At 64.4% G+C, this 16,154-nt stretch carries 15 protein-coding genes; 12 read left to right on the top strand and 3 right to left on the bottom strand.

The genetic code is table 11. From position 1 onward, the window contains the following. Positions 1–11 precede the first annotated feature (11 nt). The 7 genes from uxuA to GGR00_RS19975 all read left to right on the top strand — a co-directional run bounded on the left by uxuA (position 12) and on the right by GGR00_RS19975 (position 7,058). A complete protein-coding gene (gene uxuA / locus GGR00_RS19945; protein ID WP_184700560.1) occupies positions 12–1,175 on the top strand; it encodes a mannonate dehydratase in 1,164 nt (387 codons plus the stop codon). A gap of 134 nt (positions 1,176–1,309) precedes the next feature. Next, the gene (locus tag GGR00_RS19950) at positions 1,310–1,558 is read left to right on the top strand and encodes a heavy-metal-associated domain-containing protein (protein ID WP_184700561.1); all 249 of its coding nucleotides are present in this window, start codon (positions 1,310–1,312) and stop codon (positions 1,556–1,558) included. Between the two features lie 132 nt (positions 1,559–1,690). Continuing rightward, positions 1,691–2,872 (top strand): cystathionine beta-lyase, encoded by a 1,182-nt coding sequence (metC, locus tag GGR00_RS19955; protein WP_184700562.1) that lies wholly within the window; start codon positions 1,691–1,693, stop codon positions 2,870–2,872. Between the two features lie 69 nt (positions 2,873–2,941). Continuing rightward, positions 2,942–3,967 (top strand): amino acid ABC transporter substrate-binding protein, encoded by a 1,026-nt coding sequence (locus GGR00_RS19960; protein ID WP_184700563.1) that lies wholly within the window; start codon positions 2,942–2,944, stop codon positions 3,965–3,967. A gap of 8 nt (positions 3,968–3,975) precedes the next feature. After that, positions 3,976–5,199 (top strand): amino acid ABC transporter permease, encoded by a 1,224-nt coding sequence (locus GGR00_RS19965; protein ID WP_210315085.1) that lies wholly within the window; start codon positions 3,976–3,978, stop codon positions 5,197–5,199. Positions 5,200–5,202: 3 nt separating this feature from the next. Then, a complete protein-coding gene (locus tag GGR00_RS19970) occupies positions 5,203–6,318 on the top strand; it encodes an amino acid ABC transporter permease (RefSeq protein ID WP_184700564.1) in 1,116 nt (371 codons plus the stop codon). Then, on the top strand, positions 6,315–7,058 hold the full coding sequence (locus GGR00_RS19975) for an amino acid ABC transporter ATP-binding protein (protein ID WP_184700565.1): 744 nt from the start codon (positions 6,315–6,317) through the stop codon (positions 7,056–7,058). The genes GGR00_RS19970 and GGR00_RS19975 overlap by 4 nt, the downstream gene beginning before the upstream one ends. Positions 7,059–7,139: 81 nt before the next feature. Here the strand turns inward: GGR00_RS19975 and GGR00_RS19980 are convergent, their stop codons facing one another. Further along, the gene (locus tag GGR00_RS19980; RefSeq protein WP_184700566.1) at positions 7,140–7,868 is read right to left on the bottom strand and encodes an AraC family transcriptional regulator; all 729 of its coding nucleotides are present in this window, start codon (positions 7,866–7,868) and stop codon (positions 7,140–7,142) included. Positions 7,869–8,209: 341 nt separating this feature from the next. On the opposite strand from GGR00_RS19980, the gene GGR00_RS19985 reads away from it, so the two are divergent. From GGR00_RS19985 to GGR00_RS20005, 5 genes are all read left to right on the top strand, one after another. Next, positions 8,210–9,583 (top strand): amidohydrolase family protein, encoded by a 1,374-nt coding sequence (locus GGR00_RS19985; protein WP_184700567.1) that lies wholly within the window; start codon positions 8,210–8,212, stop codon positions 9,581–9,583. A 68-nt stretch (positions 9,584–9,651) separates the two neighbouring features. After that, positions 9,652–11,157 carry an amidohydrolase family protein gene (locus GGR00_RS19990; RefSeq protein WP_184700568.1) on the top strand — a complete coding sequence of 502 codons (1,506 nt, stop codon included), beginning with the start codon at positions 9,652–9,654 and terminating at the stop codon, positions 11,155–11,157. Positions 11,158–11,324: 167 nt separating this feature from the next. Next, positions 11,325–12,383 (top strand): ABC transporter substrate-binding protein, encoded by a 1,059-nt coding sequence (locus GGR00_RS19995; RefSeq protein ID WP_184700569.1) that lies wholly within the window; start codon positions 11,325–11,327, stop codon positions 12,381–12,383. Positions 12,384–12,462: 79 nt separating this feature from the next. Continuing rightward, positions 12,463–13,263, top strand: a complete 801-nt coding sequence (locus GGR00_RS20000) for an ABC transporter ATP-binding protein (RefSeq protein WP_184700570.1) — start codon at positions 12,463–12,465, stop codon at positions 13,261–13,263. Between the two features lie 4 nt (positions 13,264–13,267). Then, a complete protein-coding gene (locus tag GGR00_RS20005; protein ID WP_184700571.1) occupies positions 13,268–14,086 on the top strand; it encodes an ABC transporter permease in 819 nt (272 codons plus the stop codon). A 66-nt stretch (positions 14,087–14,152) separates the two neighbouring features. Here GGR00_RS20005 and GGR00_RS20010 read toward each other — a convergent pair whose 3' ends face one another. Beyond that, the gene (locus tag GGR00_RS20010) at positions 14,153–15,397 is read right to left on the bottom strand and encodes a Zn-dependent hydrolase (RefSeq protein ID WP_343065599.1); all 1,245 of its coding nucleotides are present in this window, start codon (positions 15,395–15,397) and stop codon (positions 14,153–14,155) included. 104 nt (positions 15,398–15,501) lie between these two features. After that, on the bottom strand, positions 15,502–16,059 hold the full coding sequence (locus tag GGR00_RS20015) for an L-2-amino-thiazoline-4-carboxylic acid hydrolase (RefSeq protein WP_184700573.1): 558 nt from the start codon (positions 16,057–16,059) through the stop codon (positions 15,502–15,504). Between the last annotated feature and the right edge of the window lie 95 nt (positions 16,060–16,154).

The raw sequence follows: 16,154 nt of genomic DNA on the forward strand, positions 1-16,154 counted from the left end.
CACAGGATCCGATGACGATCGACTGGATACGCCAGTCGGGCGTGACCAGTGTCGAGGCCAGCCTGTCCCAACTGCCACCGGGATGTGTGTGGGAGGCCGAAGCCATCGACACGCTGAAGAAGCTCGTGCAGGCCACTCCCCCCGGGCAGACGCCGCTCGCATGGGACACGCTTGGCGGCATTGCCATTGCCGACGACATCAAGCTGGGCCGCAAGGACAGTGCGAGGCTGACCGCTAATTTCCAGGAGACGGTGCGTCGGCTGGCGCAGGCGGGGGTGCGCCGCATCAATTTCACCGTGATGCCGCTGCTCGACTGGGTTCGGACGGGGCTCAGCACGAGGCTTGAAAGCGGGGCGGAGGCATTGGGCTTCGATACCGTCGATTTCGCCGTGTTCGACGTCCATCTGGTCAAGCGCCCGGGAGCAGAGGAGGAACTCGATCCCTGGCTGGCCGAAGCGGCCCGCCGCCGTCATGCCGAAACGCCGGCGCAGCGATGGCAGGAGTTGCTCACAATGCTTACACGCGGCCTGCCCGGCGGGCCCGGGCAATATGCAAACGGCGAGTTTCATTCACTGCTCGGCGCCTACCAAAAACTGGGCACCGAAGCCTATCGGCAGAACCTGATCGATTTTCTCGGCGAGGTGGCACGCACCTGCGAAGAGGAGGGAGCGGTGTTCGCCATCCATCCCGACGATCCGCCAATCCCGCTGTGCGGCCTGCCGCGCATTGCAAGCACGCTGGACGATTTTGCAAAAATCTTCGAGGGCGTGTCGTCGCCGCGCGCAGGCATGATCTTCTGCTCGGGCTCGCTCGCCAGCAGGCGCGGCAACGTGCTGGCCGACTTCATCGACCGTTTCGGTTCACGCATCTTTTATGCCCATCCCAGGCGCATACGCTTCCGGGACGAATTCGGCAGCTTCACCGAAGCCGAGCATCTGGGCGGCACAGCTGCATTCGACCTCCACGATGTTCTGGACCTTCTGATGGCGGAGGAAGCGCGACGGCGCAGTCAAGGCGTGGTCGACTGGGAGATACCCTATCGTGCGGACCACGCCTGCCGGATCCTCTACGATCAGGAAAGGGCGGATTTCGTCCCGGGGTACACGCCCATCGGACTCGTCAAGGCAACTGCAGAACTGCGTGGAATGATCCACGCGATCGGCAAGCGTTCCTGAAAAGCTTCCACTGAACCTGCCGCGGGCGAGGAACAAGCGGCGCTCGCAATTTTCTCCGAAAAATGCGCTTGACCTTCCAGTGCTGGAAGGGAGCAAATTCTTCTCATAGAGAGCAAAGCTCGGGGGAAGATCGCATGTGTTCCAGTCATCAGCACAACGACGTCGTCGCGGACGCCAAGGTCGAAGGCGTGACCTTCGAGGTCCAGGACATGACCTGCGGCCACTGCGCCGGCATGATCAGGAAGGCGATCGAGCACACGCTGCCCGGCGCGGCCCTCTCGGTCGACCTCGACCACAGGCAAGTGATTGTCGCCGGCGACGCCGCGATTGCCGAAAAGGCGATCCGGACTGCCGGCTACGAGCCGGTGCGTCTCGCCCGCTGACCTGATCCGCCGGCACGCCGGCTGCAAGATTGCTCGAACGGGGGCACGTCCGCGCGCAAGCCGCGCGGCGCATGCCTTCGGTTAGGCGATTGCAGCCGCAAGCCACGGACCGAATCTCATCGAGAGGCCGACATGCGTGACGAAACCCGCCTCCTTCACACCGCCGTAGACGACCTGCCCTTCAACGCGCTGACGCCGACGGTCCACCGGGCTTCGACGATCGTGTTTCCGACAGTGGAGAGTTTCCTCTCCCGTCACACCCGGTTCTACGACGGCTATTCCTACGGCCTCTACGGCCATCCTGCCTCGCGCAATCTGGCAGCCCAGATCGCCGCCCTCGAAGGCGGCGTCCGCAGCCTTATCGTGCCGTCCGGTATGGCGGCGATCATGGTCACCAACCTCGCCCTGCTGCGCGCCGGCGACCACGTGCTTTTGCCGGACCCAGTCTACGGGCCGTCGCGGTCATCGGCCAAGCAGTTCATGTCCGGGCTTGGTGTCGAGGCCTCATTTTACGATCCGCTCTGCGGCGTCGGCATTGCCGCGCTGATGCGCCCCAACACCCGGCTGGTCTGGGTGGAGTCGCCAGCCTCGTTCACCATGGAGGTCCAGGATCTGCCAGCGATAGCGCAGGCGGCTCATGCCCATGGGGCGCTGGTCGCAGTCGATGGCACCTGGGCCTCGCCGCTCGGTTTCAAGGCGCTCAGCCATGGCGCCGACATCGCCATGCAGGCGCTGTCGAAACATGTCGGCGGCCATTCGGACCTGCTGCTCGGCAGCGTCACCGTCGCCTCGGAGGAACTGTTCCGGCGCATCAAGGACGCCAGCCGCTTCCTCGGGCTCGGCGTATCGCCCGAAGACTGTTTCCTCGCCCTGCGCGGTCTCGGCACGCTCGCTGCCCGGCTCGAACGCCAGACCGCCTCGGCTCTGAAGATCGCGGCCCGCCTGGCGGAACACCCCGGCGTCGCCCGCGTAATCTACCCGCCGCTGCCCGGCGACGCCGGCCATGCGCTCTGGCGGCGCGATTTTCAGGGCGGCTGCGGCGTCTTTTCGGTGGTGCTTCAGCCGCGGGCAGAAAACAGGCTGGCGGCTTGCGTCGACGGTCTCAGGCTGTTCCACATCGGCGCAAGCTGGGGCGGCCTGCACAGCCTCGTCGCCCCCGTGCAGATCGAGGGCACGCGTACCGTATCGCCGTGGCGCGATAGGGGACCGCTGGTGCGCTTCAGCATCGGCATGGAGCATCCCGACGACCTTCTGGAGGACATCGAACTGGGGCTTGACCGCTACGGCTTCGATCGGGAGGTGGCGGCTGAATAACCGCTCGCCGGGATGCCCGGCGAGCGGACAACAAATCAAAAAAGCCAAAACGGCAGGAGGAGAATTGTCATGAAGAAAACAATGCTTTGGGGGATCGTCGGATTGAGCGTGATGGCCACTTCGGCACTCGCCGGCGAAGGCGACAGGGTCAAGGCGATCAAGGACCGCGGCGAGCTGGTCTGCGGCACGAGCACCGGCACCACCATCGGCCTGAGCACGCTCGATGCCTCGGGCAAGTGGGCCGGCCTGGAAATCGACTACTGCCGAGCGGTGGCGGCCGCCATGTTTGGCGATCCTGACAAGGTCAAGTTTGCACCGCTCGAATTCAAGAACGCCTTTGCCGCCCTGCAGTCGGGCAGCGTCGACATGCTGGCCCGCGCCGCCGCATGGACCTATACGCGCGACACCGAGATGAAGTTCGACTACGCTGGCGTCTACATGTATGACGGCCAGGGCTTTCTGGTGAAAAAGAGCCTCGGCGTCAGCAAGCTCGCCGACCTGAATGGCGCCTCGATCTGCGTGTCCGCCGGCACCACGACCGAGCTCAACCTGTCCGACTATTTCCGCACCAACAGCCTCGAATATACCCCGATCGTCACCAACAGCCGCGAGCAGAACCTCGCCAATCTCGAAGCCGGACGCTGCGACGCCTACACCAACGAGCGCGGCGGGCTGGCCGCGAGCCGGCTCGGACTGTCGGCGCCTGACGAGTATGTGATCCTCGACGAGATCATCGCGAAGGAACCGCTCGGCCCGATCGTGCAGCAGGACGACCCGGCCTTCCGCGACATCGCGGCCTGGACCCTGTTCACGTTGATCAACGCCGAGGAGAAGGGCATCACGTCGGCCAATGTGGCGGAGATGGCCACTGGATCTGAAAACCCCGAGATCCAGCGCATGCTGGGCAAGACCGGCGACTTCGGCGTCAAGCTCGGCCTCGCCAACGACTGGGTGGTCAAGGTAATTTCCTCGGTCGGCAATTACGGCGAGATTTTCGACCGCAACCTCGGCGCCGGCAGCCCGGTGAAACTGGCGCGCGGCCAGAACGAGCTCTGGTCCAAGGGCGGCCTGCTCTACGCTCCGCCTGTCCGCTGAGATCGACCATGGCTGTCTCGGACCAGGACATGGCCACCGGCATCTGGAACGCCGCAGAAGGCGACGAGGCTGACGCCCGGCCGCATCTCGGTCCGAGGCAAAGGTGGGCGCGACGCAAGGCGATCCTGCAGCAGGCAGCGGTCCTGTTGCTGGTTGCGGCAGTGGCGGTGTTCGTCATACGCAACACCGTCGTCAACCTGCAGGCGCGCGGGCTCGCATCTGGCTTCGACTTCCTCCGGCAGGAAGCTGGCTTCAAGATGGCCTTCAGCCTGATCGCCATCGACCCGACCTCTACCTACGGCAGGATTTTTCTGGCCGGCCTGTTGAACTCCCTGCTCGTGGCGGCCCTGGCAATTGTTGCCGCCACGATGCTGGGGTTCGCGGTCGGGCTGGCGCGGGTGTCGCCCAGCGCCCCGGTAAGGTACGTGGCCAGAGGTTATGTCGAGCTCGTGCGCAACCTGCCGCTTCTCCTGCACCTGCTGCTTTGGCAAGCGGTGGTGCTGCGCTCGCTGCCCGTCGTGCGAGAGGCTATCGGCCTCGGCGGCTTTGCCTTTCTCAGCAACCGTGGCCTCTACCTTCCGGCGCCGGTCGCCGGCGACGCCAAGGCGATGGTCGTCGCCGTGGCGGTTGCAACCGGCATCGCCGCGATCGTGGCGGGATGGTCTATCCGCAGCCGTGCCCAGGCGCGCGGCGAGGCTCCACCGCGGTTGGGACTGGTGCTCGCCGCCGGCGGACTTGTCAGCAATGCCGCTGCGATCGCATTGCTTGACTGGCAGGTGCCCGTGCTCGCCGGCTTCGATTTCCGCGGCGGGCTCAAGCTCATGCCGGAATTCGTTTCGCTGGTCGCCGCGCTCACCATCTACAACTCGGCCTTCGTCGCCGAGATCGTCCGCGCCGGCGTCCAGTCGGTCGCCCGCGGGCAGCGCGAGGCGGCGCTCGCCCTCGGGCTGCCGCCGAAGCTGATCCTGCGGCTGGTCATCGTACCCCAGGCGATGCGGGTGATCATCCCGCCGCTGGCGAACCAATATACCCATCTCATCAAGGCATCGGCTCTGGCTACTGTCGTCGGTTTCCCCGACCTGGTGAACGTCTTCCTCGGAACGTCGCTCAACCAGACCGGCAGGGCGGTCGAAATCGCGGTCATCACGGCATGCGTCTACCTGGCACTCAGCACGTCGGTGGCTCTCGCGACCAGCGCCTATGGACGTCGCGTCAAACTGGTGGAGCGCTAAGCCATGGCCACGACTTCCGTCTCCGGCAATTCGCGCGCGCCGGCCACCGCCGCCGGCAGATTGCTGGCCACCGCTGTCGCCAATCCCTTCGGCACCCTCGTCGTCCTGGGCCTCGCCTACCTCGCCTGGACGCTCGGGCTTCCCATTGTCGACTGGGCGTTTGTCAATGCCACTTGGGTGGCGTCGGACAGGGCCGGCTGCAATCCCGACGGCGCCTGCTGGGCCTTCATCGTCAACCGCCTGCCGCAATTCGCCTTCGGGTTCTACCCTGAAGCCGAACGCTGGCGCGCCTGGATCGTCCTGCTCGCGCCGCCGTTGTTGCTGCTCCTGGCGATGGCGCCGGACTTCCCCGGCCGGCGCAGGATCCTGGTCGTCGGCTTCTGCCTCTACCCGATAGCGGCCTTCGTCATGCTCGCCGGCGGCGTGCTTGGCCTGGCGCCGGTTCCCTCGGAGAAGTGGGGCGGCCTGCTGCTGACGATGGTGGTCGGTCTCGGCGCTTTTGTCTTTTCCTTCCCCATCGCGATCCTGCTGGCCATCGGGCGCGCGTCGAAGCTGCCGGCCATCCGGCTGCTCGCCACCGGCTTCATCGAGTTCTGGCGCGGCATGCCGCTGATCGCCATCCTGTTCATGTCGGTGATCATGCTACCGCTGTTCCTGCCGCCCGGCGTGGAGTTCCCCCGGCTGACCCTGGCCATGATCGGCATCACGCTCTATTCCGCAGCCTTTCTGGCCGAGGTTGCCCGTGGCGGCCTGCAAAGCGTCAGCCGCGGCCAGAGCGAGGCCGCCAATGCGCTCGGTTTCGGCTTCTGGGCGATGCAGGGCTACATCGTGATGCCGCAGGCCCTGCGCGCGGTGCTGCCCGGCATCGTCAACTCGGCGATCTCGCTGCTCAAGGACACCACCTACGTCATGGTGGTAGGCCTGTTCGACCTGCTCAACATCGTCAACGCGGCCCTTTCGGACCCCGCCTGGCTGGGTCTTGCCACCGAAGGTTATGTCTTTGTCGGCCTGGTGTTCTGGAGCCTCTGTTTCGGCCTGTCGCAGGTGAGCGCCCGCATGGAGCGCGATGCCGAGCGGAACCAGTCGCGCACGCCGAGCGGCGAAAGGAAAGCGCCATGACCGCCAATGCGTCCATCAGCGTCCGCTCGCTGTCCAAATGGTATGGTTCCTGGCGGGCGCTACGCGACGTGTCGATGGACATCGAAGGTGGCACCTGTACCGTTCTCTGCGGCCCTTCCGGCTCGGGCAAGTCGACGCTGCTCCGATGCCTGAACGGCCTCGAGGAGTGGCAGGAGGGTGACGTCGTGATCGGCGGCGTCCCCGTAGGCTACAGGGCGGGCGAACTGCGCAGGCTGCGCCGCGACGTCGGCATGGTGTTCCAGAGCTTCAACCTGTTCCCGCATTTGTCGGTGCTGGACAACGTGACGCTCGCGCCACGTATCGTGCGCCGCCGCGGTCGACGGGAATCGGAACAGCACGCCATGCAACTGCTGGAGCGCGTCGGCGTCGGCCAGCACGCCGCCAAGCTTCCTTCGGCCTTGTCAGGTGGCCAGCAGCAACGCGTCGCCATTGCCCGAGCGCTGGCGATGCGGCCAAGCATATTACTATTCGACGAGCCGACCTCGGCGCTCGACCCGGAATCGGTGAAGGAGGTGCTCGACGTCATGATCGACCTTGCGCGCTCCGGCACCACGATGGCGGTGGTCACCCACGAAATGGGCTTCGCCCGCCGCGTCGCCGGACGCGTCGTCTTCATGGACAAGGGAAGCATCGTCGAGACGGGCGAGCCGGACGAATTCTTCGATTGCCCTTGCACCGACCGGGCCAAGGCGTTCCTGGGCAACATCGCCAGAAATTAAATGCTCTGGAACATCGATCCGTCGGTTGGCAGGCACGTCCTCGACATGACGCAGCAGGTCAAAGGCCGCACGCCAGCTTGATCAGTGCCGGGTCGAGGGCGTCTTGGTCGACATGCGGCGCATCATCACAGAAAACGCACTCGCTGTGTATCCCAGGTTCGAGGCAACGACCTTGGCCGGCTTGCCGTCGGCGAGTTGGGCCGTTGCGTAGGCGACCTGCACTTGCTCGCGCCAGCGCCGATAGGACATGCCAAGTTCGCTGTCGAACAACCTGGCGATCGTTCGCGCGCTGGCGCCGGCCTCCACGGCGAGTTGCGCCAGGGAGTAGTCCAGTGACGGGTCCTGCAGTATCTTGGCGCAGAGTTCCGCCAGCCGCGGGTCCTGCGGCATCGGGATCGGCGAAAGGATTCGCGGCGCCAGCCGAAGCTCCTCCTGGAAAAGCTGCAGAACCAAGTTTTCCCTGCTGGCCAGAGGCGCGTCGGGCTCGAACCTGAGTGCCGCCAGCAGGAGTTCGCGCAGCAGCGGACAGACTTCCAGTATGCCGCATTCGAAATCGGCCAGTTCCTTGACCTGGCTCAGATACATCGAGGTGATCTCGACGTCGGTGAGCATGCGCACGCTATGCGGGCACTCGGTCGGCAGCCAGACGGCGCGTTGCGGCGGAACGATCCAGGTTCCGTGCGGCGTCTCGGCCGAGATGACCCCCGACGAAGCGTAGAGAAGCTGCGGAAAAGGGTGGCTGTGGGGGCCGATGACGTGGCCCCGCCGATAGCTGTAGACAACGGGCGAAAACGAAAACCCAAGTGCCATGCGAGTGATCTCCTCCCTCATCGCATTGTCCGAAACTCAAAACTGATTGTCCTCCAGGCGACACCCTAAGTGCTCGACCTTCACCGGGCAATGCTTACAGTCTCAAATCACGGCAATCGATTGCACAAATATTGACCGATACGGTGAAGAGTCTTGTAGGCCGGTGGAGGCGGTCCTGCGAATTCTCGCGCCTGTCGCATCCCAGCGAAGACATACCTGTCCGCACCAGACGGTTCGGGTTCTCCGGCCAGGACGGGCACAAGCATGGCGCGGGCCGCGGCGGCCCGGCCGGAGGCCGCCGATCGACGCGCCGATTCCCAGTTCACAACATGGAAAGCATGATGAAACGGACCCTTATCAAAAGCGGTTGGCTGGTCACGATGGATGACGCCATCCAGGACATCCGCAACGGCGAACTCCTGATGATCGGTGACAAGATCGCCGCCGTCGGCCTATCGCTCGATGTCGAAGCAGACGAAGTGATCGACGCGCGCGACATGATCGTCATGCCGGGCCTGGTCAACGCCCATATCCACACCTGGCAGACGGGCATGCGCGGTATCGGCGCGGAGTGGCCGTCCGGCGCCTATCACAAGCATGTCCACGGCAACATGGCGACCTTCTACAACGCCGAAGACACCTACCTCGGAAATCTCGTCGGCGCGATCAACCAGATCGACAACGGCGTCACCACCATCTTCGACTGGTGCCACATCCTGCGCGATCTCGAGATGGCCGAGCGCGCCGTCGATGCACTGGAGGAGAGCGGCATTCGTGCCGTGTTCGGACATGGTACCGCCAAGCCGCCGGCAAGGCCGGGCGAGGCGCATCATTCCGAGATCGCCCATCCCAGGGATAGGGTCGAAGCGCTGCGCCGGGGACGGTTCAGCGCCGACGACCGCCGGGTAACCCTGGCGCTCGCCATCCTGGGACCGGAAATATCGACTGCCAAGGTCTGCCTGGCGGATTACGCGCTGGCCCGCGAATTCGGGCTGCTGTCGACATGCCACGTGTCCTATCCGAGTGGCCAGCGCGTCCAGGAAAATGGCTGGCCGGCATTGGCGGCGAAGGGCCTGCTCGGTCCCGACCACAACATCTGCCACGGCAACGCGCTGTCGGACGACGACCTGAACTTCATCCTCGACCGCGGCGTGACGGTGACCCCGACGGTGATGCTGGAGTTGCAGGCAAAGGCCGAGCCACCGCTGACGGTGCGCATTCGCAGCCGTGGCGCATTGCCGTCGCTGGGTATCGACACCGAGCCGTTGTGTTCCGGCGACATGTTCAACGAGATGCGCGCGGCCTGGATGCATGCCCGGAACTTCGCGCTGATCGCGGCCAAGCAGGCCGGACAGCCGCCGGTATCGGTGGTCCCCGTCAAGGCGCGCGAGGTACTCGAATGGGCGACGATGGGCGGAGCCAAGGCGTTGCGGATGGACGACAGGATCGGCTCGCTGACCCCAGGCAAGAAAGCCGACCTGGTGTTCGTCGGGACGGACGACCTCGATCTCTATCCCGTCTACGACCCTGCGGTCACCGTGGTGGGCTACGCCAGCGGCGCCAATGTCGACTCGGTGTTCATCGACGGCCAACCGGCAAAGCGCCACGGCAAGCTTCTCTTCGGCGCAGACGTGCTGCGGCAGCGCAAGGCGGCACTTGCGGGCTCGGTCGAACGCGTCATGCGCGATGCCGGTGTCCAGTTGCCGCTGTACTAGCCGCGCCAACGCCAATCAACGCGCGGGCGCATCCCGCGCGACCTTTCTGAAAGTGCAAGGAGCATCAAATGACGGAAATCACCCGTAAGGATTTTCTCCGGTTGGGCGTTGCGGGAGCCGCGGCCGCATTGGTCAGTTCGCGGGCCAACGCACAGGCGGCGGTTGCCGCCACAGCCAAGGGCGCGCAGCGCGCGACCTTGATCCGCGGCGCGGACATCCTGTCGATGGACGAGAAGCTCGGCGAAGTGAAGGGCGCCGACGTCCTCGTCGTCAACGGCAAGATCGCCGAGATCGGCAAGGGGCTGGCGGCAGGCGATGCCGAGGTGATCGAAGCCGCCGGCATGATCCTGATGCCGGGCATGAATGACGGGCACCGACATCTCTGGCTCGGCCTGCATGCCGGCAGGCTGGTAAAGACCGATGCCAAGAAATACTCCCGCTACCAGCCCTGGAAGATGCGCACCATGGTGTGCATGACGCCCGAAGATTTTCACCTCTCGGGATATGTCGGCGGCCTCCAGGCCATCGATTCCGGCGTTACCAATCTGCTCGATTACGCGCATGCCCATCACACCCAGGAAAAGGCGATCGCCGGGGCCCAGGGCTTCCTCGATTCCGGCGTCGGCGGCGTGTTCTGCTACCAGGCCTCGCACAACACGACCTACGGGCCGGGTGACACGCTGCCGGAGGCAGAGGCGACCGCGCAGCGCCAGGGCGCGCCGCAGGAATCGAATTATGTCACCGCAGGGCTGCTGCGCCAGATGTTTGCCACCGGCGCCGACGCGCCGGCACAATTCGGCATCACCATCAGCGAGGGCACGGGCCGCCGTAAGATGGAGGACATGAAGACCGAGTTCGAGCGCGCGCGCACCTTCGATCCGTTCATCGTCGGCTGCCATATCCACAAGCCGAACCCGATGCCTCCGGCCGGCGTGTTCCGCACTGTCGCCGACCTTCATGCAGCCGGACTGCTCGGTCCGGATTTCCACGTCGCGCATGGCGTCGAGATGACGGACGAGGAACTGGTCATGCTCCGTGATACCGGCGGCATGATGTGCGCGACGACCATGGGCGAGTTCCCCTACGTCACCGCGTCGATCCACGGCAAGGCGCGCCAGATGGGCGTCCCCGCCGGCATCGGTCTCGATATCGGCACCGGCCTGACGCAGGACTATTTCGAGCATGTCCGGGCCGGCTTCTGGAGCCTCTATCGGTCGGACGAGTATGCCAAGCTCGCCAATGACTACGAGTCCGCCGACGTGCTGGATTTCGCCACGCGGTGGGGTGCCAAGGCGCTGCGCATGGGCGACGCCAGCGGCAGCATCACCGTGGGCAAGTTCGCCGATCTCGTGCTGCTGAGGACCGACCGGATGGGCTTCGCCAGCGCCGGCACGTTGGCCGACCGCGTGGTGAACTTCGCGAGCCTGCCCGATATCGACAGCGTCTGGGTGCGCGGCACTGCCAGAAAGCGCAACGGACAAATGATCGGTATCGACTGGGCGAGCCTGAAGAAGAAGGTGACCGAAGCCCAGCAGCGCATCGACAAGCAGGCCGACACCATCACCCTCACCTGATCGGGACCACTCGACCATCCACCGCAAGTGCGGTGGATGGTCGAGTGGCGATCGGCCTAGAGCCCGCGCAGGAACGGTGGATGAAGTGGACGATTACCGAAAACAGCCTTTCAGCAAGATTTGAATGAGATACAAAATCTCACAAACAGATAAAATGGGAGGATAGGATGAAGAATATCTCAAGACGCAGCTTCGTCGGCATGGCGGCTGCAGCAACAACCCTTGCCCTGCCGATGCCCTGGGTCAGCGCTCAGGGCGCGTTCGACGCGCCGGCAAAGCTCAAGGTCGGCATAGTTCCCTACATCTCGTCGGGACCCTTCATGGTCGCCCAGGCAAAGGGCTACTTCAAGAAGCTCAATCTCGAAGTCGAATCCGAGATCTTCCAGGACGGAGGATTGGCCATTCCCTCGCTTGTCGGCGGCGCGCTCGACGTCATCGTTTCGACCTGCAACGCCGGCCTGTTCAACACGATCGCCAAGGGCGCCCAGTTCCGCCTGTTCACCGACCGCGGCCGCGAGAGCGTGGGCATGGGCTCCCAGGCCATGATGGTGAACAAGGAGCTCTACGAGCAGGGATTCACCGACGTGTCCGGCTACAAGCTGATGAAGGGCAAGAAGATCGGCATCAGCGTGCGCGGCTCGATTTCGCAGTTGCTCCACACCAAGGCGCTGCAGCGCGCCGGGCTGACGCCCGAGGACTGCGAGTGGCAATGGGGCGTCGATACCAAGTCGGCGCCGACGCTCTTGGCGGCAAACCAGATCGGCCTGGCCAACATCCCGATCCCGCTCAGCCATGCGGTGGAGGCCAAGGGCGCCGGCAAGATCGCGACCTGGAGCGACGACATCATGCCCGATGTCCAACTGGCGGGCTGGGCGGCGAAGGAGACTTTCCTGACCGAACAGCGCTCCGTCGCGGTGCGTTATGCCATGGTGCATCTCCAGTCGGTGCGCGACTTCGTCGACGCTGCGACCAATGGCAATCCTGAAATCGTGAAGATCATCGCCGAGGCCACCCGCCTGCCGGCGGAAGTGATCGAGACCGCGCGACCGCGCTGGACCGGCTATGCGCTCGACGGCCTGCCGAACGAGGCATCGGTCATGGAGCAGGCCAAGTTCTGGACCGATGCGGGGATGGTGACGCGCATGCTCGATGCGAGCGAGATCATCAACACCGACATCGTGAAGGAGGCCGCGCAGCGCCTGAGCGACGCCAACCCGTTCATCTAGGCTCGTCGCCGAAACGTTTCGCTCTGCCGTGGCCGGTCATCCGGCCCGGCATTGCTTCCATGCAAAAGGCAATACCCGCATGCAGTTGTACGAAGTCCTGGCCGATCAGATCAGCCATCAATGGACAAGCAAGAATCGACCTCCGACGCTCGCCATCGACAATGTGAGCTGCGCGTTTCCGGCGGGAAAAGTCACCGCCATCGTCGGTCCCAGTGGTTGCGGCAAGTCGACCTTGCTGCTCATCCTGCGCGGCCTGATCGAGTCCACGCAAGGGGCGATCCGCTTTCGCTACACCAACGGCAGCGGCGCCATTGTGGACGGCGCGCCGGCCAGGATGGCCACCGTCTGGCAGTCCTTCAACCTGCTGCCCTGGCGCACAGTTCTCGACAATGTCGCCTTCGGCCTGGAGCTGGCGAGCGTTTCGAAGGAAGAGCGCTACGCCAAGGCGCATGAGGCGATCAAGGCCGTTGAACTGGGTGGTTTCGAGGGACACTTCCCCAGCCAGCTTTCCGGCGGCATGCGCCAGCGCGTCGGCCTGGCGCGCGGACTGGTGATGTCTCCCGACATCCTGTTGCTCGACGAGCCCTTTGGCGCGCTGGACGCCCAGACACGCGTCTACATGCAGGAGCAGCTTGCCGGACTCGTCGAAACGGCTGGCAAGACCGTCATCCTGGTCACCCATTCGATCGAGGAGGCGGTGTTCCTTTCGGACCATGTGATCGTCATGACGGCGCGGCCGGGCAGGGTGGCCGCCACGCGCGACATCCCGCTGCCGCGACCGCGCGCCATCGAGGTGCAGAACGATCCACGCTTCAGCGCGCTGTTCACGGAGATCTACGACGTGCTGCGCGACGAAGTCGTCAAGTCAATGATGGGGTAGGCCAATGTCGACGAACGAAACCACCGCGCAACCCGTCGGCGGAATAGCACCGGCGATGATCAGGCGCACGCCCAAGCGCGACTATGTGCCTTTCTACGGACCAATCGCCATGATCGTCTTCCTGGTCGTCTGGGAGGTCGGGCTCAGGATCGCCGAGATTCCCGAACTCTACCTGCCGCGCCCGACGGTGATCGCGCAGAACCTCTATTTGCTCTTCACCGAGGGCGGCATCCTCCAGGACCTCGGCGTCACCCTGTACCGGATCTTCGGCGGCTTCTTCCTGGCGGCGTTCGTCGGCATCGTGCTCGGCATCCTGATGGGCACGTCACGCAAGCTCTACGCCATCTGCGACATCTTCATCGCCGTGTTGTATCCGATCCCGAAGATCTCGCTGGTCCCGCTGCTGATCATCTGGTTCGGGTCGGGCGACCTGTTCCAGATCGTACTGGCGGCACTCGGCTGCTTCTTCCCGGTGGTCATCAACACCATCCTGGGTGTCCGCCAATGCGATCAGGGGCTCATCCTCGCGGCCCGCGACCTTGGCGCCAGCGAGCGTCAGATCAAATGGAAGGTGGTCTTCCCGGCGGCGGTTCCGAGCATCTTCAGCGGTCTCAAGCTCGCGCTCGGCATCGCCATCATCATGGTCGTAGCCGCCGAGATGCTGACCGCCAAATATGGCCTCGGCGCCCGGCTGCAACTGTCCGGCCAGATCCTCGAAACCGGGCAGGTGTTCGCCATCCTCTTGCTGCTCGCCGTCCTCGGCGGCCTGCTGACCAAGGGGCAGGAGCGCATCGACCGGATGATTGGTCGCTGGCGGACATAGGAGAGCGGTCGCTTTAGGAGAGAAGTTCGGTTCCGCGCCATTTGAGCGCGTCCTGACCGGGAGAAGTCAGGCAATAACGACAGCCGCCTCAAGCACGGCGTGCAAAAGCACGTCGCAGCCGGCGGCTGCCCACTGCGGATCGATCTCCTCTGCCTCGTGATGCGACAAGCCATCGACGCAGGGGCAGAAGATCATCGCAGTCGGCGCCACGCGGTTGATCCAGCAGGCGTCGTGCCCGGCACCCGAGACGATGTCACGATGGCTGTAGCCGAGCCCCTCGGCCGCGTTGCGCACCATCCCTACGCAAGCGCTGTCGAAGGCGACAGGGTCGAAGTGGCCGACCTGCTCGACCTCGTGCGCAATGTCGAGCGCCTCCGCGATCAGGGCGATGCCGTCGCGAATGCGCTGGTCCATTGCATCGAGCACGTCCTTTTCCGGCGAGCGGATGTCGATTGTCAAAACCGTACGACCGGGAACGGTGCTGCGCGAATTGGGATGAACGTCGATATGGCCGACATTGCCCACCGCATCGGGCTGGTAGTCCATCGCCACGTCCTGGACCAACTCGATCACCCGGGCCATGCCGAGGGCGGCATTGCGGCGCTTGTGCATCGGCGTGCCGCCCGAATGCGCTTCTTTGCCGGTCAGCGTCACCTGCAGCCACTTCAGGCCCTGGCCGTGGGTGACCACGCCGATGTCGATGCCTTCGTCCTCAAGGATCGGCCCCTGCTCGATGTGCAGTTCGAAATACGCCTTCATCTTGCGAGCGCCGGCCTTCTCCTTGCCCTTCCAGCCAATGCGCTCGAGTTCGTCGCCGAAGCGCTTGCCCTTGGCATCCTCGCGGGCATAGGCCCAGTCCTTGTCGACAGTCCCGGCGAAGACGCCCGAAGCGACCATGGCAGGGGCAAAGCGGCAGCCTTCCTCGTTCGTCCAGTTGGTAACGACGATGGGGTGCCTGGTCTGGATCCCCAAATCATTCATCGTGCGCACGACCTCCAGGCCGCCGAGCACTCCCAGCACACCGTCGAACTTGCCACCAGTCGGCTGGGTATCAAGGTGACTGCCGATGTAGACGGGCAGCACGTCGGGGTCGGTGCCCTCGCGGCGGGCAAACATCGAGCCCATATCGTCGACACCCATATCGAGGCCGGCCTTGTCGCACCATGTCTTGAACAGGCCGCGGCCCGCGGCATCTTCGTCGGTCAGCGCCTGCCTGTTGTTGCCGCCGGCAATGCCGGGTCCGACCTTGGCCATTTCGATCAGAGAATACCAGAGCCTGTCCTGGTCGATCCTGGCGTTCGTGCGGATCACCGGCTTTTCCAACTTTCCAACTCCTCGTTTGTCACGCGCAACAGCCTTGCCGTGGCGGGCGCGCCGCATCGACCCTTCGAAACTCAAGCTAGAGAAAGGGCGGCCTAGCTGCGCTTAGCCGCATCGTCGCTGCCGTTCATCCGATAGCGGAAGTCACAGCTGCCACCGCCTTCCATGATGGTGCGGGTGCGCGTCATCGAAATGCGTGGATCGTAGCCCTGGCAGAAGGTGCCGTCGCGCTGGCACGACAAAAGCGTGCCGATCTCGCCCAGGCCCATCGAGTGATACATCTCGGCATAGCGGCAGCGGGTGACATTGTAGTCGAACTGGTCGGTCGTTTCTGTCAGCACTTCGAAATGCAGCGCATCGTCCTGGCGCCATTTCGGCTGCAGCGCTGCGAACGACTTGAGATCGACCGGCCCTTTCTCGGCTGCGGCAAACTTCTTGCCGGCTTCGATCGCCGCATTGGTGATTGCCGTGCGCAGCGTTTCGCGCGCCGCCTCGCGACCGAAGCGCGCCACCATCTCCTCATAGATCGGCTTGATGATCTCTGCCTCGATGCAGCGGCGGGCCAGGATGCCCAGGCCATCGATGGCTGCCTGCACGTTCGACTGGGGATCGAGCGGATCCCGTTCGGGCGTTGTGGATTGCTTGTCGGTCATGCGAGCCTCTTCGCTTGCGCCCATATGAGCGTCTCAGAACGAGCCTAGAGATAGCGCCAGCCTACGACCATCACAGATCCTTCAACTGCTGAGCT

This window comes from Aminobacter aganoensis (genome assembly GCF_014206975.1).
In the GTDB taxonomy this organism is placed as follows: domain Bacteria; phylum Pseudomonadota; class Alphaproteobacteria; order Rhizobiales; family Rhizobiaceae; genus Aminobacter; species Aminobacter aganoensis.